This is a genomic window from Endozoicomonas sp. ALB115, assembly GCF_049310245.1.
In the GTDB taxonomy this organism is placed as follows: domain Bacteria; phylum Pseudomonadota; class Gammaproteobacteria; order Pseudomonadales; family Endozoicomonadaceae; genus Endozoicomonas.
Genome location: NZ_JBLYZG010000011.1, coordinates 53,135 through 75,580 on the forward strand (window position 1 = coordinate 53,135; position 22,446 = coordinate 75,580).

Genomic DNA, 22,446 nt, shown 5'->3' on the forward strand with positions numbered 1-22,446 from the left:
CTAAGGGCCAGAGACCATGACCGAACAGATCGTCGAAACAGACAGGGAGCAGCAGGAAACGCCGAATCAGCCGAAAGCTCTGAAACCCAGGCAGGTTGCCAACTTTCTGAAAGAGCATCCTGATTTTTTTGTGGGCCGTGACGATCTGCTGCTGGATCTGACCCTGCCTCATCAGCGTGGGGATGCGATCTCGCTGGTTGAGCGTCAGGTGGCGTTGCTGCGGGAACGGGCCCTGGATTACCGACATCGGCTGGTCCGTCTGGCGGACAATGCCAAAGCCAATGAAAAGCTGTTTGAGCGTATGCGGCTGCTGGTATTGGCCCTGCTGGAGAGCAGGGATCTGGAACAGCTGGTGGAGGTGATCGGTGACAGCCTTAACCATGAGTTTGGTATTGAATTCCATTCGCTGATTCTGTTCAGTGACCAACCAATGAACCTGCCCGTCAGGATTGAACATACCGACGTGGTGGTGGAAGCCCTGGGTTCCATTATGACCAGTGGCAAAGCCATTTGTGGCCAGGTGACTCAGGCAGAGCTGGACTTCCTGTTTCAGGAGCAGGCCGAGCATGTTGGCTCGGTGGCCATTGCCCCTCTGAACTATGCCCTCAGTGAACCACAGCAGCTTGGGGTTCTGGCGCTGGGCAGTCAGGACAAACATCATTTCAAGGCCAGCATGGGCACCCTGTTTATCAGTTACCTGGGCGATATCCTGAGTCGAATTCTGGCTCGACAGCTGCATTCATGAACCACTCATCTTCCAATTCTCCGGTTAATAGCGGCCTGCAACAATCAATAGCGGCTTTTCTGGATTACCTCCGCTATGAAAAGCAGCACTCTCCCCATACGCTGTCGGCCTATCAGCGTGATCTTGCCCGTGTGATGCAGCAGGCTACCGCCAGTGATATTCAGGGGTGGGCAACGATTACCGAGAAGCAGTTAAAGCAGTGGCTGGGACTCTGGCACGAAGAGGGGTTATCCAGTCGCAGCCTGCAGCGGCTGATCTCATCACTTCGTCGTTTTTATCACTACCTGTTAACCCGGGGTGAGGTAACCAATAACCCGGCGCAACGGCTCCGGGCACCGAAAACCGGTCGGCCTCTGCCGGTGACGCTGGATGCCGACCAGGTCAATCACCTGTTGGATGACCCGCATGGTCAGGCGGAGGGTGATCCGCTGAAGTGCCGTGATCTGGCCATCCTGGAGCTCTTCTACTCGTCAGGTTTGCGCCTGGCCGAGCTGGCGGCATTGAACCTGGACAGCTTTGCCAATGGGTTTTCCCAGGTGAAAGTGCTTGGGAAACGCAACAAAGAGCGGATGATCCCGGTGGGCAGCAAAGCCCGGCAGGCAATTCAACACTGGCTTACTTTTCGAGAACAGTTGGTTCGGGGAGAGAGTGGTAGCGCCCTGTTTCTGTCAAAGCTGGGCAGGCGCATCAGTACCCGACAGATTCAGAATCGTATCAGGGAATTTGCCCGGGAAGCGGGCATGCCGGTGGGGGTTCATCCCCACATGCTGAGGCACTCGTTTGCCAGCCACCTGCTGGAATCCAGCGGTGACCTGCGCTCAATTCAGGAACTGCTGGGGCACAGCGATATCTCCACCACACAAATCTATACCCATCTGGATTTTCAGCATCTGGCCACGGTGTATGATAAGGCTCACCCAAGGGCGAAGAAGAAAGACGACTGAATGCAAGAATTCATTTGATTCAGGTTGATCCGGAACAGGCAGTTTTTAATGTTTCCAGCCGGGCCATGGCATGGGAATTACCCGCTTTTTTGGCGTAATCCAGCGCAGTATTGCCAGAATTTCCGGATGAATTAAGATCAAAATCCAGCTCGCCTGCATGATCATACAAGTAATCGAATACGCTGTTGGCTTTATAATATGCGCATTGACGAAAAGCGAGGCCAAATTCTGACTTGCCGATACTGACGGTTATCTTTTGTTTAAGTCGTGAAGCAATCTCTGAGGCGTCGATTAAACGGATTAACTTAATATTATGTACTACCGTTTTAATATCCTGCATAGCTTTTACCGCTTTCTTATCACCCTTGATTTTCCGCTCAAAAAATTCAAGCTCATCATCTGAAATCGGGAGGTAATCATTACTCCCTGTAAAAGAAACAGAGTACTCTCCGCGTAACCCAAAGTTGAGAAAAATTCCTACAGGGGTTGTATTTAACCCATTACCCGGAATGATCTGATCATTAAAAGGATCGACAAAAATCAAATTTGGTAGTTTTTCCTGTAACAAGAAAAAAAAATCCGCAACATCCATGGCAATTCCAGGTCGCTTTTTATTTTCAACACCGTATTTAGCGGTAACGATATTCATTTGATCAAACAACCGCTCCATAGACTGGTTATCGGCAATTAGCAGCATACAATGTCCATCATGTGGAGTATCACTTTTGCGTCTGTTAGAAAAATGGAGCGCCCAGATAATATCAGCGGGAACACCTGCTTTTAACAAGTTTTTCCGGCACTGATAAACTTGGGAGCCACAATCACCAAAACCGTTTTTTGAAGAGAACTTGAAATATATATCGCTAGTTCTGATGTTGGATAGATCATGGTTTTGTCGAAATATTCCCTGTAAACACTGGTAGCCCAAATTCATTTTTTTCACTTGCCCGGTAACAAAAGGACCGCGATGCAATGTCATCCTTACCAGATCGATTGGCTTCAGGCTGGGATAATGTATGCTAAAGTCCGTGACGAGATGACTGTTTCCTACCACTTCACTGCGAGTTGCCGCAACGACATGGTTGAGAAACCGGGCATTTTCTGCGATATCCTCAACCCTGGTCGAAAAGCCACGCCAGCACGGAGCGTCAATACTTTTGGGACGATTTGACTGGGCTGCTTCCGATGTGGGCAATGGTAAACCATGAGCTGTTATCGAATCACTGCTTTGGGAGGCTGACGCTTGCATTGCTGTTGTTCCTTGCAAAAAAGTAACTGACTTCAAGCATTGGACAATTCAGATTGAAGGCCGTTCATCCGGAGGGTGACCGAGATTTACGGTTACCGCACAGGGCTGTCTATGCTCGGACAGCCTCAATGGAGTTTCCCGGACTTGATCGGCGGGTCCGGGTTAAGCCCGACCGTCTCATCAGGCCGGGCTGGCACCCATCAGAAAACAACCTGCCAGTGTCACCAGCAGACATAACAGTCAGCGCTTCAAGCTTTGTCTTTTAACAGATCCTGAACCTGAGTTTTCAGATTGGTGTCCAGGAGGTCGATCATCCGGCTGAGTATTAGAGCGATTTTATTCTTATCAAAACCGTCAAGCTCTACTTGTGGTAGATGATTATTTTGCTTGAGTGACTTCATATACCACATATAAGATTTTTCATTATCTGCCACAAAGCCCTCGCCACCATGCTTATACAGGGAGCCAAGGCATCTCATGGCCGTGGCATCCCCCAGCTCAGCGGCCTGCAGGTACAAGCCCTCCGCTGCGTACAAATCTACCGGAAAGTCCTTGCCGCCTTCCTGAAACATGCAGCCCAGATTGATCATGGCTGAAACAGACCCCAGCTTAACCGCCTGCTGGTACCAGTGCTTTGCTTTGTGCAGATCTGCCGGAAAGTCCTGGCCACCATACTGATACAGATAGCCCAGGTTGTTCATAGCTGCAGCATTCCCCAGCTCAGTCGCCTGCAGGTAGCAACTCTCTGCTTTGTGCAGATCTGCCGGAAAGTCCTTGCCACCCTGCTTATACAGGTAGCCCAGGTTGTTCATAGCTCGAGCACTTCCCAGTTTAGCCGCCTTCAGGTACCAACTCTCTGCTTTGCTCAGGTCTACCGGAAAGTCCTCGCCACCATACTGATGCAGGTAGCCCAGGTTGTTCATGGCTGAAGTATCCCCCAGCTCAGCCGCCTTCAGGTAGAAGCTCTCCGCTTTGCATAGATCTACAGGAATGCCCCCGTCACCATGTTGGTACAATTGCTCCAGGTTATTCAGGCCGATCGGGTCGGAGGATCCCTTGTCGGCCAGCAGCAGAGCAGCATCAAGGTGCTTGTTGTTAACGGCCCAGACCAGGGGAGTCTTCCCCGCAATCTGGCCTGCATCCGCGGACGCCCCCCGGTTCAGCAGGGCCCGGATGATCCTGATATTGCCCTCCTTTGCAGCGTTGACCATCCGGGTCTGCCAGTTCGGTGGCAGGGTCAGGATTTCCACCGTTACATTCTCAATTACTTGCCGCCCGTAAGGGCACTCCAGATTAGCTCCTGTCCACAGGGTAAGACAGTTAAGGTGGTACTTATGCCCGCAGGGACTGGCAATGCCAACGTGCTTGCCAGCAAACTCCGGATTCTTAGGTTGGTAGAGGTCATCATGGCACACTGGGCAGGTTGAGGGCTCAGTGGGTATCGCTACCGGTGTACCGGATGGAACACTGTTCATGTCAGGTACTTCCCTACGTTTTTTGGGGGGGCTACTCAGACCGTGTAGAACCCGAAAATACTCCGTAGAAAAGATAATTATCCCATTAAAAACTGACCAATCAGGAAGTAACCCACCAGTGTCACCAGCAGAATACCCATAATATTCAGGGCAAAGCCAGCCTTCATCATATCGGTTATTGCCAGTTTTCCTGAGCCAAAGACCACAGCGTTTGGCGGAGTCGCTACGGGCATCATAAAGGCAAAGCTGCAGGCAAGGGCCGCCGGTGCGGCCAGCATCACCGGGTCAATGCCCAGGGTCACACCCAGGGCACCCATCAATGGCAGGAAGCCGGCAGCCGTTGCGGTGTTGCTGGTCAGTGCGGTCAGGAAGGTGAACAGTCACCAAGAAAGCAACGACCAGCAGCACCGGCAGACCATTGGCAATCGTCATGGCTTCGGCCACCCAGCCGGCCAGACCGGTATTTTTGATCTGCGCTGCCAGAGTCAGAGCACCACCAAACAGCAGCAGAACACCCCATTCCCGGGCCTTTTCCCAGGACATGACATAAACACGCTTATCGTGCTTCACCGGAATGATGAACAGGCTGATGGTCGCGGCAATGGCAATAATGGTGTCAGAAAGACCGGGAATAAACGCCTTCAGATAGGGTCTCGTAATCCAGGAAATAGCGGTGATGGCAAAGATAATGGCAACCGTTATTTCGCCGCGACTCATTGGGCCCAGTACTTCCAGCTGCTCACGGAATACCGTTCTGGCCTCAGGGTTCTCTTCGGTGGACAGTTGGAAGCCAAAGCGGGTCAGCCTGACCCAGCATAAAACCGCCAAAGAACAGATAGATGGTTGGGTGTGCGTAGGGTGCCGTCACTTCCTTGATGCTGGCGATGCCCGGCAGTGGCACCAGTATCATTGGCAGCAATGAGGTCACAGGAATGGGAACTACCTCCGATACCCACCAGATCGCCATCATGGTTGCCACACCCACCATATACCAGGCCGATGGTTGCGCGGTTTTGGGATTTATCAACCTGGCACCCACTTTATCCAGGAACAAGCGGGAAGAACTTTTTGGGCTAAGCCTCAAGCGTTGTCGAGTGATTTGGATAATTTCCCTGCTATCGGGTTGATCAACCCGGTTTAACAAAAATAAACAAAGAATATCTGCAAATTGTCCGGCAGCCGTTATGCTTCGTAGTCGAAAATCCACTTGAATGCTGATAGGCGAGGTATAGCAGATCGTTATGGATTCGGTTATCAATCACACTGGATTACCCAATCTCTGTGGACAAGCGCCCGTTGATAAATCAACTCAAACGGATCCTGATGCAGAAACGTCCGGATCTCTGGGGCCTTATGAGGTTAGCCGTGTAGATGCAGATGAAGTGATAACATTTACCGGTTGTCTACCTGATAGGGAAATTACCATAGAAAAGGGCAGGGTTGTCGTGAAGATTCATCCTGCTTTGAATGTTGCTGCCCAGGACGAAGAAGGCAACAGCAAATCTTTCAGCATCAGATTCCACAGCTTACCCGTGAATCAGGCAGCCTCTAATGTGACAGAAGACGAGGTCAGAGAACACCTTGACTGGGATGGCTATGCTGCTTGCGCAAATTTGTACAACACCAGGCCAATATCAGTAAATACAGCCCGTGAATCTCAAATCTCCCGGGATTCGGGTGTTGATACCCATTCAGCCGCTCATATTCAGAGTGCCACGTGGCAATCAGCCCTGTCAGCAATGAGTGAGGGTTCGATGTCTTCGGATGACAGTGTCGCTGAAGGATTGGCTGCAGGCTCAGGCTCAGCCTCCACACTGTCTTCTCTCGATAGAGATTCCCGCCACTCTTTCGACTCCTTCAGTGGTTCTTTGAATGCCGCCCCTGTCGAATCCATCAGCAGACCTTTGAATGCTGAACCTGTCGGCTCCGCCAGCGGTTCTTCGAAACCTGACTCTCTCAGTCCCTTTGTAAATGGCCAGAGGATCTGCGAAGCAGCGGAAGTAATCCGGGAATCGCCCCAAAGCGATGAACCCGTATCCAGGTTGTTCTTCAGTAAACTCATCACTTATGATCCGGACAAGCCGCCTGCCTGGTACAAAAAAAAATATGGATATAAAACATATTATGGTGAGCAATTAAGACATAGTGAACATGTTAAAAATTTTATTCTGTCAAGCTTTGGTGATTGGTTGGGCAGGCTTGATACTGGTGGTAGTGGTAAAGGCATAAATATTTTTAACAGTTCGAAAAGTCGGTTCAGTTCAAAATTTCTGTTTTGGCTTGAACATAATACCAAAGCCTTCGAGAGTATTTGTGAAGCAGCGCAGCCGATTAACAATGTCCGGAGGCATCTTAACCGGTTCTTTCGCGGAGAAATTAAAACCGAAAATCGTGCTCATCTTTATCAAAATCTGGCATTTAAACAATGTGACAAGGCAACCATTAAATGCTTAACCCGAAACGGGGATGATCGATTCATAGAGGACTGTACTCCTGCAATTTACTTCTATTTCCGTTACTTTATATCGAAAATAGAGGAAGTATCAGCATCAGAAAAATATCAGGCAGGGAGGGACAAAATTGCCCGTAAAATAGCGAACTATACGGCTTTGGAAGAACCCAGAGGAGATTTTGGTTTGTTAAAAGCCTGCGCAAATTATAACGCGGCGGTTCAGTTGTTTGAGAGGGAATATAAATCAACTCGTCTGGCTGAATTTGATCCGAAAAGGAGGGAGCATGGTAATTTAATCGCCAATATTAACTATTCCCGTGTTGCTGCCGAGGATTTGCAGGTGATAAGGCAGTTACTTTTCCTGATTGAAGTTCTGGAGGAAGAAGGTCGTGGCATTATCAGTAAATACCAAAAGTCTATTAATGGCCTGCCAGCAACGGTACAAGGCAATAGCTTTGAGGAGAGGGTGTTACAAATGTTCGATAATGGTAACGGTTATGTCAGTCGGCCATTACAAGGCATAAAGACAACATTGGATAACTTATTGGCAAATCATCCGGATAACCAGAGGGTTTCACCGGATTGATTCCCGGAAGAAAATCCGCAGATATTCATTATCTGGCCACCCGACGGGCTTTGGCTGCGGCACTCATACCAGCCGCCTCTCCACCGATAATGACGATTCTGAGTGACTCAGAATTCGTGGACTGATTCACAGACATCAGGAAACTGCATCCATATCCAGTTCAAGGGAAGCATTGCTGTTGAAGGTTTCCATATCCACCTCACCCATGGCTCGACCACTGACAAAGCCGGTGGTAATGGCACCACTGACATTGACGACAGTCCGGCCCATATCAATCACTGGCTCAATGGAAATTAACAGGCCCGCCAGTTCAACAGGAAGACCGAGGGCCGAGAGCACAATCAGTGCCGCAAAGGTTGCGCCACCACCCACACCGGCCACGCCAAACGAGCCGATAGCGATGGTCACTATCAGAGTGCCAATAAAGCTGAGGCTGGTTGGGTCAATACCCACGGTGGGGGCAATCATCACGGCCAGCATGGCCGGATAAATGCCCGCACAACCGTTCTGCCCAATGGTGGTACCGAAAGATGCGGCAAAGTTGGCCACGCCTTCAGAAACCCCGAGGCCCTTTGTCAAAGTCTGAATGGTCAGCGGCATGGTGCCCGCACTGCTCCGTGAGGTAAAGGCAAAGATCAGTACCGGCAACGTTTTCCTGATGAACCGGATGGGGTTGGCACCCACCATGGTGACCATGATCAGGTGAATTACAAAGACGGCAATCAGAGCTGCATAAGAGGCAATGACAAACTGAAGCAGTTGCAGTATGTCGGTGACGTTACTGCCTGCCACCACTTTGGTCATCAAGGCCAGAATACCGAAGGGGGTCAGATGCAATACCATCGTCACGATACGCATAACAATGGCGTGGACAGCGTCAACGGTTCGCTTAAAGTGGCTGGCCTCTTCAGGTTGCTCAGGATGGAGACCCAGCGCCGCGGCACCGATAAAAGCGGAGAAAATTACCACGCCGATAATGGAAGTGCTGCGGGCTCCGGTCATATCCATAAACGGGTTGGCAGGGATCAGGCTGATCAGCATAGAGGGAATTGACAGGTTTTCTACCCTGGTCACCGTGTTTAGCAGCTGCTCCCCACGAGCCACTTCACGAACACCGGAGGTAATGGACTCGGCACTCAAACCAAAGCCCAGGGCGGACATAATACCAATGGCACCAGCAATAGACACGGTGACCATCAGCAATGTCAGAATCCAGCCACTGATCCTGCCAAGGGTGCCAGCACCTTTCAGCTTCAGGATAGCCGAGATCATGGACACCATGACCAGGGGCACAATAATCATCTTCAACAGACTGACATAGCCGTTGCCAACAATATTGAACCAGTTGATGGACTCGGTCAGGGTCTCAGAGGGGTAACCATAAAAAAGCTGTAAACAGGCTCCGTAACCCACGCCCATACCCAGGGCGATAAATACCCGCCAGGTGAACGGCAGGCAGTGTTTCTGGAAACGGTAAAGCAGATAGAGCAACGCTACCATGATGAAAATATTGGTCAGTACTGCTAGAGACATGGTTCCTGGTACCTTCCTGTTTCAGGTGTTATCAATGAAGCCCGGTCATTTACCAACCCTGACAGCGAACTTGTCAAGCAGCAGAGTCGCTAGCCCGGATATTTCATAAACGTGCTCCCGATCTCGCTTGCCCTTTGCCGCTCTAAGGGAGTTTTGCTCAGTCGACCGTACTCCCCGGTACGGCGCTCCCTCACAAAATCCCTTAGAGCGACAAAGTCCTCGGCTTCGGCATCCTGCGTCGCCCTATCTCCCACATCCATGTGGTCGTGCGCGAGATTCGGGGCAGTTTATGAAATATCCGGGCTAGAATATGCACTGTTGATAAGGATTTATATGGGAGCAAGGAATTTAAGACAACAACCTTGGCAATTGAAACTTAAATATCATGGATACTCATTATCACTCGTCTGCCGGGCACCGGGTCCCTGGTGCAAAACGGATGTCAGAACCTCCATTAGCTGACTCTTCCCGGAAAAGGTCTCAACCAGAAGTCGGTCTTGCAGAGAGCCGGATGAGCGCTTCTGCACCGGAAAGGACGATTGGTTCCTATGAAGTACATCAGGTTTTTCCATCGAGCAGAGTGTCAGCGGTTGCATTGCCAAGTCATATGAATTCGCTGGTTGGCCAGATTGCTCAACTGCAAAGAATTACGGGAAGCGATTTTCATCAAATAGAGCGTTATCAAAGACATCATGTTCGTATTCCTGTACTGAAAAATATCTTTTCAGAGGCCCGACGTGGCAAGCTTCCTTCACTTTCTCAGCTTATTGACAACAGGAAGCAGCATATCGACGGTTTAGGTGCAAAGTTCGGTGGAGTAGTTGGAGAGCCGGTTTATGTTTATCTCCATCTTTTATTATTTTTGCACAATCGGGGAATAACAGGGATTAAGCATCTGGCACCTTACCATGAGGTCAAGCAATCCCTCATTGAATACTGGAACTTTCTCGTCTGCCCTGAACATCTTGGGGAAAAAGTTCAAGACCTTGGCAAACAGATTTTAGGCAGTTCCTTGCCATCTGAAAATTTGCAGGGTCTCGTTGAGATTGATCCCGTGCAGGAAGAAAACTTACTTATCGCTTTTTCTATCTGTATTGAAACGGTTGAAGAGAGATATTGGCTGGAACATAAGTCAATCAGTCCATCCAGGCTTGCATCCTGCAAAAGAACCAGTTCATCACTGACCAACAGCAATATGCTCAATCTGCTCCATGATTTTCTTTCTCTCAGCTATGGTCGCAGGGCAGATCGCGTGGTGAGGTCATTGCCAGCCAGCGTCGTGCAGTTTTTAGATGTCGAGTTTGGCAATAAAGCATTTATGGCGCTTTTACAGGTTGGCTGATGAACCTGGTAACCATTTTGCGGTCAAAAGGCGGTGTTTAACGTCTATCGGGCAGGGTTTTATTCTGAAAGCAACAGCATCAACCTATGCTCAGCGTGTGTCTGCTGGTGACCGGGAAGCCGGTTCAGGCAGGGTTCCCAGTCGCTGCGGAAGTACATTTAATGGTAAACGAGTCGCAAACCGTCAGCCTCATAAAGGCAGCGCCGCCACTCCGGATTATGGCAAAGAAATGGAAGATGCCTTTTGGCAAAATAAACAGTTACCAAGACGTATAATTATCCCTGCTGATGTACTTACCGCCTATGGAAAGGATGCATCGTCGATCAGAAGTGGCTTTTTCCTGCAAAAACTCTGCTTGCAGAGCGTGCTGGCTGGCAATAAAAAAGTGACTCCGGATCAGGTCATTCAAGAATTCAACCGAAAACCGGATCAAAACAATAAGTACCAATTAGCGATAGCGCGCTTTAAGGAGAAGTGTTGCCTGAAGGGCCTGGCATTGCGTGGGCAGCAGGTGACACCGGATGCGGTGGTTAAGGACTTTCAGGCAATCAAGGCAGTACTTGAGCTGGCGCGCTTCAAGGCAGATTGCTGCCTGAAGGGCGTGGTGTTGCATGGCCAGCCGGTTACAGCAGGTGAGGTGGTTAAAGATTTTCAGGCAGCCAAAGCAACGCTGGAGCTGGCGCGCTTTAAAGAGGAATGCTGCCTGAAGGGTCTGGCGTTGCATGGCCGACGGGTCACAGCGGATGAGGTCGTTAAGGCTTTGCAGGCAGCCAAAGCACCACTGGAGCTGGCGCGCTTTCAGGGTGATTGTTGCCTGAGAGGTCTGTTGTTGAATGGCCAGCCGGTGACACCGGATGCAGTGGTTAAGGATTATCAGGCCATCAACGCAACACTGGAGCTGGCGCGCTTCAAAACGGAGTGTTGCCTGAAGGGACTGGCGTTGAATGGCCAGCCGGTCCTGCCGGATGCGGTAGTTAAGGATTATCAGGCAGCCAAAGCAACAGTTGGGCTGGCACGCTTCAAAGCGGAGTGTTGCCTGAAGGGGATGGCGTTGAATGGCCAGCCGGTCACACCGGATGAGGTGATTAAGGATTTTCAGGTACTCAAAGCATCACTGGAACTGGCTCGTTTCAAAGAGGAATGTTGCCTGAGGGGCCTTTCATTGAATGGTCGGCCGGTTCCACCGGGTGAGGTGGTCAAGGATTTCCAGGCCATCAACGCAACACTGGAGCTGGCACTCTTTCTGGAACAATGTTGCCTGGGGGGGCTGGCGTTGAATGGCCAGCCGGTCACACCGGATGCAGTCGTTAAGAGTTATCAGGTGGCCAGGGCAGCACTGGAACTGGCACGCTTTAAATCGGAATGTTGCCTGAGGGGCCTGGTGTTGAATGGCCAGCAGGTGCCACCGGATGAGGTGGTTAAGGATTATCGGGCCGTCAACGCAACACTGGAGCTGGCGCGCTTACTGGAACAGTGTTGCCTGAGGGGACTGCCGTTGAATGGCCAGCCGATTACAGTGGATGTAGTGGTTGAGAGTTTCCCGGATAGTCCGCGAGGCCAACTGGGGATGGCGCACTTCAAAGCGGAATGTTGCCTGAGGGGACTGCCGTTGAATGGCCAGCAGATCCCACCGGATGAAGTGGTGAAGGATTTCCCGGCCAGTGTGGAAGGCCGACTGGCCATAGGGCGCTTCAAAGAGGGATGTTGCCTGAAGGGCCTTTCATTGAATGGTCGGCCGGTTCCACCGGATGCGGTGGTTAAGGATTTTCAGATAACCGGGGCAATACTGGAGATAGCACGCTTCAAAGAGGCATGTTGTCTGAAGGGGCTGGCATTGAATGGCCAGCTGGTCCCACCCGATGCGGTGGTTAAGGATTATCAGGCAGCCCGGGCAATACTGGAGATCGCACGGTTTAAGATGGAATGTTGCCTGAGAGGGCTGAGACTGAATGGCAAACTGATCCCACCGGATGAGGTAGTTGAGGATTTTCAGGTAGCCAGGGCAACACTTGAACTGACGCGTTTTAAAGAACAATGTTGCCTCAGGGGCCTGTTGGTGAATGGCCAGCCGGTCACTCCGGATGCGGTGGTTAAGAATTATCAGGCAGTCAAGGCAACCCTGGAGCTGGCACGCTTTAAGGAACAATGTTGTCTGAGAGGCCTGGCGCTGAATGGCCAGCCAGTCACACCGGAGTCGGTGGTTAATGGGTATGAGCGCGGTGGCTGGTTGCTTGAAAGAGCTTTTTTTTATGCCCAGCTGGCACTGAATGCCAGAGAATTGAATGGCAGCTATCTGGATAATCAGAAAGTATTAGCAGCGTTTAATGACGTACCCGGGGATCAATCTTTAAAGCAGACTGAATACCTGATACAAAGGTTGCAACAGTCTCGGCAGTTCGATGAAACTGACCAGGCTCAGGATGAACTTCAAGAGGCCTGGCAGATCTTAAACGGCCTCCTGGTCAAAGGTGATGAGCAGCATCGACTGCAATGTCTATTGAAATTCATGGCTATGCGTAATGAGTTGACGATCGATCATCAGAGAGTATCAGCAGAACATGTGTTGCAATCCATCAAAACACTGAGGTGCTCATTTAAGAGTTCTCGCCTGCATTTTTTCTTTCTGGCACACTGCTACATCACCGGACAATCCATTAACGGGCGGAAAATCCATAAGAGTTATGTACTAAATCACCTTCAGAGTTTTCCGGAAGGAAGCAGGTTTCGCCATGCTTTAGGCTACTGGTTTGGACAATGCAGCTCCGAAGCCAATTTAATGGATAATTTACTGTTCAAACGGGAAGGTGCCGTCGCTCCGGGAGCCGTCGCTCCGGGAGCCGTTGCTCCGGGAGCCGTTACCTCCAGTTTGGCCATAACTCTGCTGCCATGGCTAACAACCGGCAGAACGGATTTCCCGGACAAGCAGGTTCCGTATTTAAGTGCGCTAACGCTAAAAACACTGGAGATTATTCAGGAAGTCAATGACGCTTATACCAATCCTCCCATCCTGATTACCGGCTCATACGCGCGTTTTTTACAGAACCTCTGCTCATTCTTTAATGATATTGACATTATCTGTACGACAGAAAAATCCGCCAGAACACTCTTTGACAAGCTAAAGGCAATGAACACCGACAGGTATGCAGAAATCCCCCAAAGCCTCACCATCAGGCCTATCCCGGGATGCCAGGCGATTAAACTACCAAACGCCTATAATATCCATCTTAAAGGCGGTGACCTGGGCACCGGAGCAAAGGTGATTCAGGTCAATATTGACGACAGGGTAACCCATGAAAATTCAGGGCAGTTGGCCTTTCACGTCCCCGGGGTTAAGGTGCCGGTAAGGTGTTTGTCCTTTGCTGAAGAAACCCGATTACTGAACAATACGCTGGAACACCTCGCTGATCATCTTGACCTCCTAACCGGGCAGTTGCAAACAGGGCCGGTATTTTACATACCGAGAACCCTCCTTTTTAATGCTCCTCAAACCCCCGATGAGCGTATTTATGGCTTGCTTATGCGCTCTCTGCTTACCCTGAATAAAGCCCGGCAGTTTATTGCCCTGCACTCTGAAAGAAAAACCGCACAACCTGATTACCCGATAAACCCGTTGCAGGAGCAGCAACGCCTTCATGCCCTGGTTGAGAAAATTCAGATGAAATTGCATAGCCATGCATACCGTCATGATTTTGAACTCAGAGTGAACAACTGGCTATCGACAACTCTCCATGTGAATGATTATGAGATCAAGAGAAAGGAATTCATCAAAACACTGCTGGCGATGATGCATCCTGAATAAGGTCACGGCCGGTCACCGGGATGGAATTACATAAATGGAGTGAACCTAACAATCATTTTGAGGTCAAAGGCAGTATTTAAAGTCTAATTGTTCAGGGTTTTATTCTGAAAACAACGGTATCAACCTATGCCCAGTGTGTGTCTTCTGGTAACCGGGAAGCCGGTTCAGGCATGCCTCTTGATCGCAGAAAAAGTACATTTAACGGTAAAAGGGTCGCAAACCGTCAGTCTTATAGAGGCAGAGCCTCCACCCCGGATTATGGCAGGCAACTGGAAGAAGCCTTTTGGCAAAATAAACAGTTACAAAGACGTGTAATTACCGTGGCTGAAGTGCTTACCGCCTTTGGCAATGATACAACGTCGATCAGAAGTGGCTTTTTCCTGCAAAGACTCTGCTTGCAGAACGTGCTGGCTGGCAATAAAAAAGTGACGCCGGATCGGGTCATTCAAGAATTCAACCGAAAACCGGGTCGGAACAACAAGTGCAAATTAGCAATAGCACGCTTTAAGGAAGAGTGTTGCCTGAAGGGCCTGTTGTTACTTGGCCAGAAGGTGACACCGGAGGCGGTGGTTAAAGATTTTCAGGCAATCCAGGCAATACTTGAGCTGGCGCGCTTCAAAGCGGAATGTTGCCTGCAGGGCCTGGCATTGCATGGCCAGAAAGTGACACCGGATGCGGTGATTAAGGATTTTCAGGGAGCCAACGCAACACTGGAGCTGGCACGTTTTAAAGAACTGTGTTGGCGGAAGGGTCTGATGTTGAATGGCAAACCGGTATTACTGGATGAGTTATTCAAGGATTTTCAGGCAGCCAGAGCAATGCGGGAGATAGGGCGCCTGAAGGAGCGATGTTACCTGAAGGGCCTGTCGTTGAATCGCCAGCCGGTCACAGCAGAAGCTGTGATTCAGGATTATCACGCAGCCGGGGCGACACTGGAGCTGGCCCGCTTTAAGGAACAATGTTGCCAGAAGGGCCTGATGTTAAACGGGCGGCCGGTCACAGCGGATGCGGTGGTTAAGGATTACCAGACAGCCAGGGCAACACTGGAGCTGGCGCGTTTTAAAGAGAAATGCTGCCTGAAAGGCCTGATATTGAATGGTCAGCCAGTCACACCGGATCTGGTGGTTATGGGTTTTCCGGATAGCCCGGAAGGCAAATTGGGGATAGCTCGCTTCAAAGAGGAATGCTGCCTGAGGAAGCTGCCATTGCATGGCCAGCCGGTCACAGCAGATGCGGTGATTAATGACTTTCAGGCCATCAAGGCAATACTGGAGATAGCGCGCTTCAAGGCAGAATGTTGCCTGAGAGGCCTGATGCTGAATGGCCAGCCGGTCACAACGGACGTGGTGATTAAGGATTTTCAGGCCGCCGGGGCAATACTGGAGCTGGCGCGCTTTAAGTCGCAATGCTGTCTGAGCCGCCTGCCGGTGAATGGCCAGCAGGTCACAGCGGATGCGGTAGTTAAGGATTTTCAGATGGCCGGGGCAAAAGTGGAGCTGGCGTACTTTATAGAGCAATGTTTTCTGAAGAACCTGCCATTAAATGGCCAAACAATCACACCCGATGCGGTAGTCAAGAGTTTTCAGGTGGCCAGGGCAGCACTGGAGCTGGCACGCTTCAAATCGATATGTTGCCTGAAAGGCTGGCCGTTGAATGACCAGCAGGTCACACCGGATGCGGTGATTAAGGATTTCCCGAATAATCCGGAAGGCAACATGGGGGCAGCGTACTTCAGGTCGCAATGCTGCCTGAAGGCGCTACCGGTGAATGGCCAACAGGTCTCAACGGATGCGGTGGTTAAGGATTTCCCGGGTAGTCCGGAAGGCAAACTGGCGATAGCGCGCTTCAAGCAGGAATGTTTTCTGAGGAGAATGCCGTTGTATGGCCAGCCGGTTACAGCAGATGCGGTGGTTAAGTGTTTCCCGGATAGCCGGGAAGGCAAACTGTCGTTAGCACGCTTTAAGGAGTCGTGTTGCCTGAGCAGCCTGCCGTTGAACGGGCAGCCGGTCACTGCGGATGCAGTGGTTAAGGATTTTCGGGCAGTCAGGGCAACGCTGGAGATAGCCCGCTTTAAGGAACGATGTTGCCTGATGGGCCTGGCATTGAATGGCCAGAAGGTCACACCGGAGGAAGTCGTCAAGGATTTCCCGGATAGTCCGGAAGGTAGACTGGGGATAGCACGCTTTAAGGAACAATGTTGCCTGAAGGGCGTGATGTTGAACGGCCAACGGGTTACACCGGACGCAGTGATTAAAGATTTTCAGGCCGCTAAAGCAATACTGGAGATAGCGCACTTTAAAGAACATTGTTGTCTGAAGGGGCTGTTGTTGAATGGCCGACAGGTGACAGCCGATGCAGTGATTAAGGGTTATGAGGCCTCTGAAGCATTGCTGGCTCTGGCACGTTTCAAGGCGGAATGCTGTCTGAGGGGAATGTCGGTTAATGGCCAGCAGGTCACTGTGGATGAAGTGATCAAGTATTTTCCGGATAGTCGGGAGGGCAAACTGGGTATAGCGTACTTTAAGGAACGATGTTGCCTGAGTGGCCTGCTGTTGAATGGCCAGCAGATCACACCGGATAGTGTCGTTCAGGCTTTCCTGGATAGTCCTGAGAGTAAAATAGCCGTAGCACACTTCAAGCTTCAATGTTGTCTGATGGGGCTGAGGTTGAAAGGTCAGCGGGTCACACCGGAAGAGGTGATCAAGGGTTTCCCAAATAGTCCGGAAGGCAAGCTGGGGATAGCGCGCTTTAGGGAGCAGTGTTTCCTGAGGGGAATCTTATTGAATGGCCAGCTGGTCACTGCGGATTCGGTAGTCAAGGATTTTCCGGATACTTCGGAAGGCCAACTGGGGCTGGCGCGCTTTAAGGAAAAATGTTGCCTGAGTGGCCTGCTGTTGAATGGCCAGCCGGTCACGCCGGATGCAGTGGCCAGGGCCTTCCCGAAGAGTCAGGAAGGAAAACTGGGGTTAGTACGCTTTAAGGAACTATGTTGCCTGAGAGGCCTGCTGTTGAATGGCAGGAAGATCAGACAGGATGCGGTGATCAAGGCCTATGAACGGGGCAACTGGTTGCTCGAAAGAGCGATTTTTTATGCTCAGCTGGCATTGAATGCCAGTGAAGTGAATGGCAACACCCTGGATAACCAGATTGTATTGGCAGCGTATGATAAAGCCCCCGGGAATCATTCTTCAAGGCAAGCTGAATACCTGATGCAAAGGTTGAAACAACCTCAGTGGTACGATGAAGCCAACGAAGATCAGGAGACCATTCAAAGGGCCTGGCAAATCTTAAACAGCGTACCGGCTAAAGATCTCCAGAAACGGCTGAAATGTGTATTGAAATTCATGGCGATGCAGTATGAATTGACCATTGATCATCGGAGAGTGTCAGCAGAACAGGTATTGCAATCCATCAAAACACTGAGGTGCTCATTTCAGAACTCACGCCTGCATTTTTTCTTCCTGGCACACTGCTGTATCACCGGACGGCCTGTTAATGGACGACAAGTCCATAAGAATCAGGTTTTGGAGTCCCTTCAGAGTTTTCCCCGGGGAAGCAATCTGCGCCATGCCCTGGGCTGCTGGTTTGAACAATACAGCTCCGCAGCCAACCTGATGGATGAGTTACTGATCAGACAGGAACATGCCATTGCCCCGGGGCGGTCCAATTATAACCGACGTGGATATGCAGCCCCTGCCTCACCAGCGCCATCCGCCGTCAATCCCGGCAGGGCAGCCCCATACCCTGTTCAGCTTAAGGAATACCTTAAAGAAACAGAAAATACGTCTGCCGCAGTTACCGTCAATGCGGCTCAAACTCTAAAGCACGGTTCAACAGAGCGGCCAGCAACAGGTAGACCGGAGTGTTCTGACAATCAGGTTCCGATGTTAAATGGGCTCACGCTGAAAGCTCTGGAGATTATCCAGGAAATCAACCATTCTTATACCAATCCACCCATCCTGATTACCGGTTCATACGCACGTTTTTTACAGAAACACTGCTTATCATTTAATGATATTGACATTATCTGCACGACAGAAGTGTCTGCCGAAACGCTCGTTGAAAAACTGCGGGCACTGAATACCGACAAGGATTCAGACATTCCTCAGGGTATCGTCATCTGGCGAGTCCCGGGGTGTCAGGCGATTAAACTGCCAAACGCCTACAATATTGATCTGAAAGACGGTGATCTGGGCATGAAAGCAATGGGACTCCAGGTCAATATTGATGACAGAGTAACCGATGCGAAGGCAGCGGCCATTCAGGTTTCCGGCGTTGATCGGCCGGTATGGTGTTTGCCGTTTACTGAAGAGACCAGGTTACTGAACAATACGCTGGAATACCTCGCTGAGAACCTTGATCCACTGACCGAACAATTGCAGAATGGCGCGGTATTTCCCATACCACGCACCATTCTGTTTAATCATCCTGAAAGCCCCAATGAGCGTATTTATGGCTTGTTTATGCGCTCCCTGCTGACCCTGAATAAAGCCAGACAGTTTATCGCCCTGCACTCTGCTGCCCCCCCCAAAGAACCTGACGACCTGACGAACCTGCTTCAGGAACAACAACGCCTTCATGCACTGACGGAGAATCTGCAAATGAAATTGCGTAACCATGTTCGCCGTCGTGATTTTGAGCACAGGGTTAACGGCTTGCTATTGACCAATCCGCCTGTGAATAATTACCAGATCAAGGGGAGGGATTTTATCAAAGCACTGATCGCGATGATTGGGCCTGCCAATTCCACCTCCTGAAAATGGGTTGAACCAAATAATATGCATACATTGGCAATTAACCAAATGGGCTCATACTGTAGGCAGTTATCTATTGCTGACCATCAGATCTCAATGGATCGCTTGCTAATCGTGATATACTCCCACGCTTAATTCCTAAAGAAGTTGATAATTAATGTCTGATATTTACCAAACCATGGAAGAGCGGGTCAGCTACGGTATTGGTCGCCAGATGGGTGATCAGCTGGCCTCCAACCCCATCGCGGGCTTATCGATTGATGCGGTTCTGGCTGGCCTTGCAGATGCCCTGAACGGTGTCGAAAGCGCTGTTGCCCACGAAGATCTGCACGCAGCCTTTACTGAAATGCAAACACGCCTGCAGGCAGAAGAAGCAGAAAAGGCTCGGGTGCTTGCTGCCGAAGGTGAACAGTTCCTGGCGGAAAATGCCAAACGTGAAGGTGTTCAGGTCACGGAATCCGGCCTGCAGTTTGAAATAATGGCCGAAGGCGATGGCGAAAAACCAACCCGTACCAGCACGGTAAGAACCCATTACCATGGCACACTGATTGACGGAACCGTATTCGACAGCTCCGTGCAACGGGGAGAGCCTGCAGAATTTCCGGTATCCGGTGTGATTGCCGGATGGACGGAAGCGCTGCAAATGATGAGCGTGGGTTCCAAGTGGAAGCTGTTTGTTCCTTATCACCTGGCTTATGGTGAGCGTGGAGCCGGTGGTGCCATCGGTCCATATACGACGCTGGTTTTTGAAGTGGAACTGTTGGATATTGTTTCCTGATCGATCAGTGCCTTTCAGATCCCTGTCTTTACTGACAGGGATCTGAACAACTCCTCAGTTCTTTGATAACCACTGCAAATGAAATAAATGTTTCTTTTCGAATTTAAAATCAAACTAAAAATAAATATTCATCTATTATGGTACTTTGTAAAAATCGTGAGACCGAAATAACTTGATAAAAGATTTAAAGGTACGCTACCGATGAATAATTTTAATTCCTATTTTGGTCAGTCAGGCAAATATTCAATGCCCGACCAATTTTCGCAGACATCGATGCCAGACAGGCCTCAACAACCACCATTTTCACCTACTACCCAGCCAAGCCATTCTTCAACGCCCACCAAGACTGCAAACGGTCTGCCGTGTGCATCGGCCCAACCTACTTCGTTCATGCCTCAGGCCACTTCACAGCCAAAGGATGACAGCCCTTCATGTCCGTCCCAGCCGACAATATCAGTTTGTTATAGAGAAGTGACTCAATATAAACAGACAACTTTTCAAACTACTCCGGATAAATTAAGTAAATTCTGTCCGGATGCTTTACTGGAGCAGGGTTTTACCGAGATTCCCTATGTTGATGATCTTTTACTGGCCACATCTCTCCCTGATCAACAAACTGTGCAAGTACTGCGTACCGTCGTATCATCTAATGTAGAACTCAATCGAAACCTGCATACACAGCCAGTGCCGACTCAGAGGCATTCTTCGGCGGTAGAACCTGATTCTGGCCGCCCCTCTCACCCGACGCAATATCATCAAAGCCATCACTATCCTGACAGAAACCGACGTGAAGGCATTTAACCTGTGGTATCCGACAACATCTGAAGATAAGCCTGTCACTTATCTTCAGACTCTGATCGAAAAAACAGAGCAGCTTACTTAACCAGCAGGGATTTTCCTGACATCTCGGCAGGCTGTTCCAAACCCATCAGCGCCAGCAGGCTGGGTGCCAGGTCAGACAAAATACCATCCTTCAGCTGAATGCTTTGCGGTCCAGCATACACCAGTGGTACCAGCTCACAGGTGTGGGCAGTGTGAGCCTGACCGGTGGTCGGGTCTTCCATCTGTTCGGCATTACCATGGTCCGCGGTAATCAGGCACTGACCACCGACTTCTTCCAGGGCTTCCAGCACACGGCCAATGCTCGCGTCTACCGCTTCCACCGCTTTAACCGCTGCATTGAAATCACCGGTATGACCAACCATGTCGCAGTTTGCGTAGTTACAGATGATCAGGTCGTGCTCGCCACTGCGGATTTCCTGAATCAGACGATCGGTGACTTCCGGAGCACTCATCTCTGGCTGCAGGTCGTAGGTAGCGACTTTTGGTGAGGCCACCAGCACTCGCTTCTCGCCATCAAACGGCTCTTCACGACCACCGCTGAAGAAAAAGGTCACGTGAGCGTACTTCTCGGTTTCCGCAATACGGAGCTGGGTTTTGCCCAGTTTCTCCATGTATTCACCCAGCGTGTTCACCAGTTCGCTGGGCGGGAAGGCACAGGGGGCATCGATGTCCGCAGAGTACTGCGTCAGCATCACAAAACCGGCCAGATCGGCCACACGGCTGCGCTGGAAACCATCAAAGTCCTGATCAACAAAGGCACGGGTGATTTCACGGGCGCGGTCAGCACGGAAGTTCATAAATACCAGTGCGTCGCCATCGTTCAGCCGGGCGGCTTCACCACCAACAACGGTGGCTTTAACAAACTCGTCGTTCTCGTCACGCTCATAAGCGGCTTGCAAACCTTCAACTGCGGTTGCGGCAGTGAACTCGGCCTGGCCATCGGTGATCAGGTCATAAGCCTGCTGGACACGATCCCAGCGGTTGTCACGGTCCATGGCGTAGTAACGGCCAATCAGGCTGGCAACACGGCCAATGCCTTTTTCCTGCAACATGGCATCCAGCCTTGCCAGGGACGATTCAGCGCTGCGCGGCGGTGTGTCACGGCCATCCAGGAAGGCATGAACATAGACTTCTTTGGCACCACGACGGTCAGCCAGTTCAACCATGGCATGGATATGGTCTTCATGGCTGTGAACACCACCCGGAGATACCAGCCCCATAATATGAACGGCTTTACCGGCATGAATGGCTTTATCGACAACGCCGGTAATCACCTCATTCTCATAGAAGTCACCGTCCCGGATGGCTTTGGTAATGCGGGTCAGTTCCTGGTAAACCACGCGGCCTGCACCCAGGTTCATATGGCCAACTTCACTGTTACCCATCTGGCCATCGGGCAGGCCAACGTCCATTCCGGAACCGGAAACGAAGCTGTGCGGGTTCTCTTGCCACAGACGATCCATTACCGGCGTTTTGGCGGCCAGAATGGCGTTGCTGTCTTTTTCTTCACGGTAGCCGTAACCATCAAGGATGATCAGGGCGGTAGGTGTGCGCTTATCAGTCATGGGTCTTAACCTTGGCGAACGGGAAGGCTGGTGAAGAGGCTGAATGTCTGACTTATCAGCGCGATCTCTTGAACCAACCTTATGGTGAGTGGAATGGTTGGCATTCTACCTGCTTTGCCGCCGGTTTCCAGTGCAATGCCTGCTCTTGAGTGAACAGCGCAAACTATCACACCAGGGGGCGTCAACCGGCGATATCCTCTGGAAGTCTCTGCAATTTTCTGAAACTTTCCGCACAAATATCACCGACAGCGTTTATGGAGTCATTTTAGTTGGTGGTGGCTTTTTGTACTAACGCGCCGTACATACCAAAAGGCGCACAAAAAGTCGGCCAGCACTTTTTTCCGTCGTCATTCCCTTACTTTCCTGAGACGGGATCAGTAT

16 protein-coding genes are annotated in these 22,446 nt (G+C 50.6%); 8 read left to right on the forward strand and 8 right to left on the reverse strand.

Annotation, left to right across the window (positions count from 1 at the left end; all coding sequences use genetic code 11):
- Positions 1-16: 16 nt before the first annotated feature.
- Together ACO6VE_RS07395 and xerC are read left to right on the forward strand one after the other, a co-directional pair.
- A complete protein-coding gene (locus ACO6VE_RS07395; RefSeq protein ID WP_422460624.1) occupies positions 17-745 on the forward strand; it encodes a DUF484 family protein in 729 nt (242 codons plus the stop codon).
- The gene (xerC, locus tag ACO6VE_RS07400; protein WP_422460626.1) at positions 742-1,689 is read left to right on the forward strand and encodes a tyrosine recombinase XerC; all 948 of its coding nucleotides are present in this window, start codon (positions 742-744) and stop codon (positions 1,687-1,689) included. Before ACO6VE_RS07395 ends, xerC begins: the two co-directional genes overlap by 4 nt.
- A gap of 19 nt (positions 1,690-1,708) precedes the next feature.
- Here the strand turns inward: xerC and ACO6VE_RS07405 are convergent, their stop codons facing one another.
- From ACO6VE_RS07405 to ACO6VE_RS07430, 6 genes are all read right to left on the reverse strand, one after another.
- Positions 1,709-2,938 carry a hypothetical protein gene (locus ACO6VE_RS07405; protein ID WP_422460627.1) on the reverse strand — a complete coding sequence of 410 codons (1,230 nt, stop codon included), beginning with the start codon at positions 2,936-2,938 and terminating at the stop codon, positions 1,709-1,711.
- A 248-nt stretch (positions 2,939-3,186) separates the two neighbouring features.
- A complete protein-coding gene (locus ACO6VE_RS07410) occupies positions 3,187-4,413 on the reverse strand; it encodes an ankyrin repeat domain-containing protein (protein ID WP_422449952.1) in 1,227 nt (408 codons plus the stop codon).
- A gap of 77 nt (positions 4,414-4,490) precedes the next feature.
- On the reverse strand, positions 4,491-4,730 hold the full coding sequence (locus tag ACO6VE_RS07415) for an anion permease (protein ID WP_422449951.1): 240 nt from the start codon (positions 4,728-4,730) through the stop codon (positions 4,491-4,493).
- Positions 4,699-5,241 (reverse strand): SLC13 family permease, encoded by a 543-nt coding sequence (locus tag ACO6VE_RS07420; protein WP_422460629.1) that lies wholly within the window; start codon positions 5,239-5,241, stop codon positions 4,699-4,701. The genes ACO6VE_RS07415 and ACO6VE_RS07420 overlap by 32 nt, the downstream gene beginning before the upstream one ends.
- Positions 5,174-5,620: an SLC13 family permease gene (locus ACO6VE_RS07425; protein ID WP_422460631.1), complete on the reverse strand. Its 447-nt coding sequence runs from the start codon at positions 5,618-5,620 to the stop codon at positions 5,174-5,176. Before ACO6VE_RS07425 ends, ACO6VE_RS07420 begins: the two co-directional genes overlap by 68 nt.
- Before the next feature lie 498 nt (positions 5,621-6,118).
- Positions 6,119-6,475: a hypothetical protein gene (locus tag ACO6VE_RS07430; RefSeq protein ID WP_422449948.1), complete on the reverse strand. Its 357-nt coding sequence runs from the start codon at positions 6,473-6,475 to the stop codon at positions 6,119-6,121.
- On the opposite strand from ACO6VE_RS07430, the gene ACO6VE_RS07435 reads away from it, so the two are divergent.
- The gene (locus tag ACO6VE_RS07435; RefSeq protein WP_422449947.1) at positions 6,456-7,451 is read left to right on the forward strand and encodes a hypothetical protein; all 996 of its coding nucleotides are present in this window, start codon (positions 6,456-6,458) and stop codon (positions 7,449-7,451) included. The genes ACO6VE_RS07430 and ACO6VE_RS07435 overlap by 20 nt on opposite strands.
- Before the next feature lie 135 nt (positions 7,452-7,586).
- Here ACO6VE_RS07435 and ACO6VE_RS07440 read toward each other — a convergent pair whose 3' ends face one another.
- Positions 7,587-8,984: an L-cystine transporter gene (locus ACO6VE_RS07440; protein ID WP_422460632.1), complete on the reverse strand. Its 1,398-nt coding sequence runs from the start codon at positions 8,982-8,984 to the stop codon at positions 7,587-7,589.
- A gap of 439 nt (positions 8,985-9,423) precedes the next feature.
- On the opposite strand from ACO6VE_RS07440, the gene ACO6VE_RS07445 reads away from it, so the two are divergent.
- The 5 genes from ACO6VE_RS07445 (at position 9,424) to ACO6VE_RS07465 (ending at position 20,458) form a co-directional block, all read left to right on the forward strand.
- A complete protein-coding gene (locus ACO6VE_RS07445; RefSeq protein WP_422449944.1) occupies positions 9,424-10,326 on the forward strand; it encodes a hypothetical protein in 903 nt (300 codons plus the stop codon).
- Complete coding sequence (locus ACO6VE_RS07450) at positions 10,319-14,125, forward strand: hypothetical protein (protein WP_422460634.1); 3,807 nt, start codon at positions 10,319-10,321, stop codon at positions 14,123-14,125. The genes ACO6VE_RS07445 and ACO6VE_RS07450 overlap by 8 nt, the downstream gene beginning before the upstream one ends.
- Positions 14,126-14,262: 137 nt before the next feature.
- Positions 14,263-18,882 carry a hypothetical protein gene (locus ACO6VE_RS07455; RefSeq protein ID WP_422449942.1) on the forward strand — a complete coding sequence of 1,540 codons (4,620 nt, stop codon included), beginning with the start codon at positions 14,263-14,265 and terminating at the stop codon, positions 18,880-18,882.
- A gap of 154 nt (positions 18,883-19,036) precedes the next feature.
- A complete protein-coding gene (locus ACO6VE_RS07460; RefSeq protein ID WP_422449941.1) occupies positions 19,037-19,657 on the forward strand; it encodes an FKBP-type peptidyl-prolyl cis-trans isomerase in 621 nt (206 codons plus the stop codon).
- 471 nt (positions 19,658-20,128) lie between these two features.
- Positions 20,129-20,458 (forward strand): hypothetical protein, encoded by a 330-nt coding sequence (locus ACO6VE_RS07465; RefSeq protein ID WP_422460636.1) that lies wholly within the window; start codon positions 20,129-20,131, stop codon positions 20,456-20,458.
- Between the two features lie 74 nt (positions 20,459-20,532).
- On the opposite strand, the gene gpmM is transcribed toward ACO6VE_RS07465, so the two are convergent.
- A complete protein-coding gene (gene gpmM, locus ACO6VE_RS07470; RefSeq protein ID WP_422460638.1) occupies positions 20,533-22,065 on the reverse strand; it encodes a 2,3-bisphosphoglycerate-independent phosphoglycerate mutase in 1,533 nt (510 codons plus the stop codon).
- Positions 22,066-22,446 lie beyond the last annotated feature (381 nt).

Excerpts from the sequence above, each read along its gene's own strand:
- ACO6VE_RS07395 (WP_422460624.1), top strand. The coding sequence starts at position 17 with ATGACCGAACAGATCGTCGAAACAGACAGGGAGCAGCAGGAAACGCCG.
- xerC (WP_422460626.1), top strand. The coding sequence starts at position 742 with ATGAACCACTCATCTTCCAATTCTCCGGTTAATAGCGGCCTGCAACAA.
- ACO6VE_RS07405 (WP_422460627.1), bottom strand. The coding sequence starts at position 2,938 with ATGCAAGCGTCAGCCTCCCAAAGCAGTGATTCGATAACAGCTCATGGT.
- ACO6VE_RS07410 (WP_422449952.1), bottom strand. The coding sequence starts at position 4,413 with ATGAACAGTGTTCCATCCGGTACACCGGTAGCGATACCCACTGAGCCC.
- ACO6VE_RS07415 (WP_422449951.1), bottom strand. The coding sequence starts at position 4,730 with ATGGGTGCCCTGGGTGTGACCCTGGGCATTGACCCGGTGATGCTGGCC.
- ACO6VE_RS07430 (WP_422449948.1), bottom strand. The coding sequence starts at position 6,475 with ATGAGTTTACTGAAGAACAACCTGGATACGGGTTCATCGCTTTGGGGC.
- ACO6VE_RS07440 (WP_422460632.1), bottom strand. The coding sequence starts at position 8,984 with ATGTCTCTAGCAGTACTGACCAATATTTTCATCATGGTAGCGTTGCTC.
- ACO6VE_RS07445 (WP_422449944.1), top strand. The coding sequence starts at position 9,424 with ATGTCAGAACCTCCATTAGCTGACTCTTCCCGGAAAAGGTCTCAACCA.
- ACO6VE_RS07460 (WP_422449941.1), top strand. The coding sequence starts at position 19,037 with ATGTCTGATATTTACCAAACCATGGAAGAGCGGGTCAGCTACGGTATT.
- gpmM (WP_422460638.1), bottom strand. The coding sequence starts at position 22,065 with ATGACTGATAAGCGCACACCTACCGCCCTGATCATCCTTGATGGTTAC.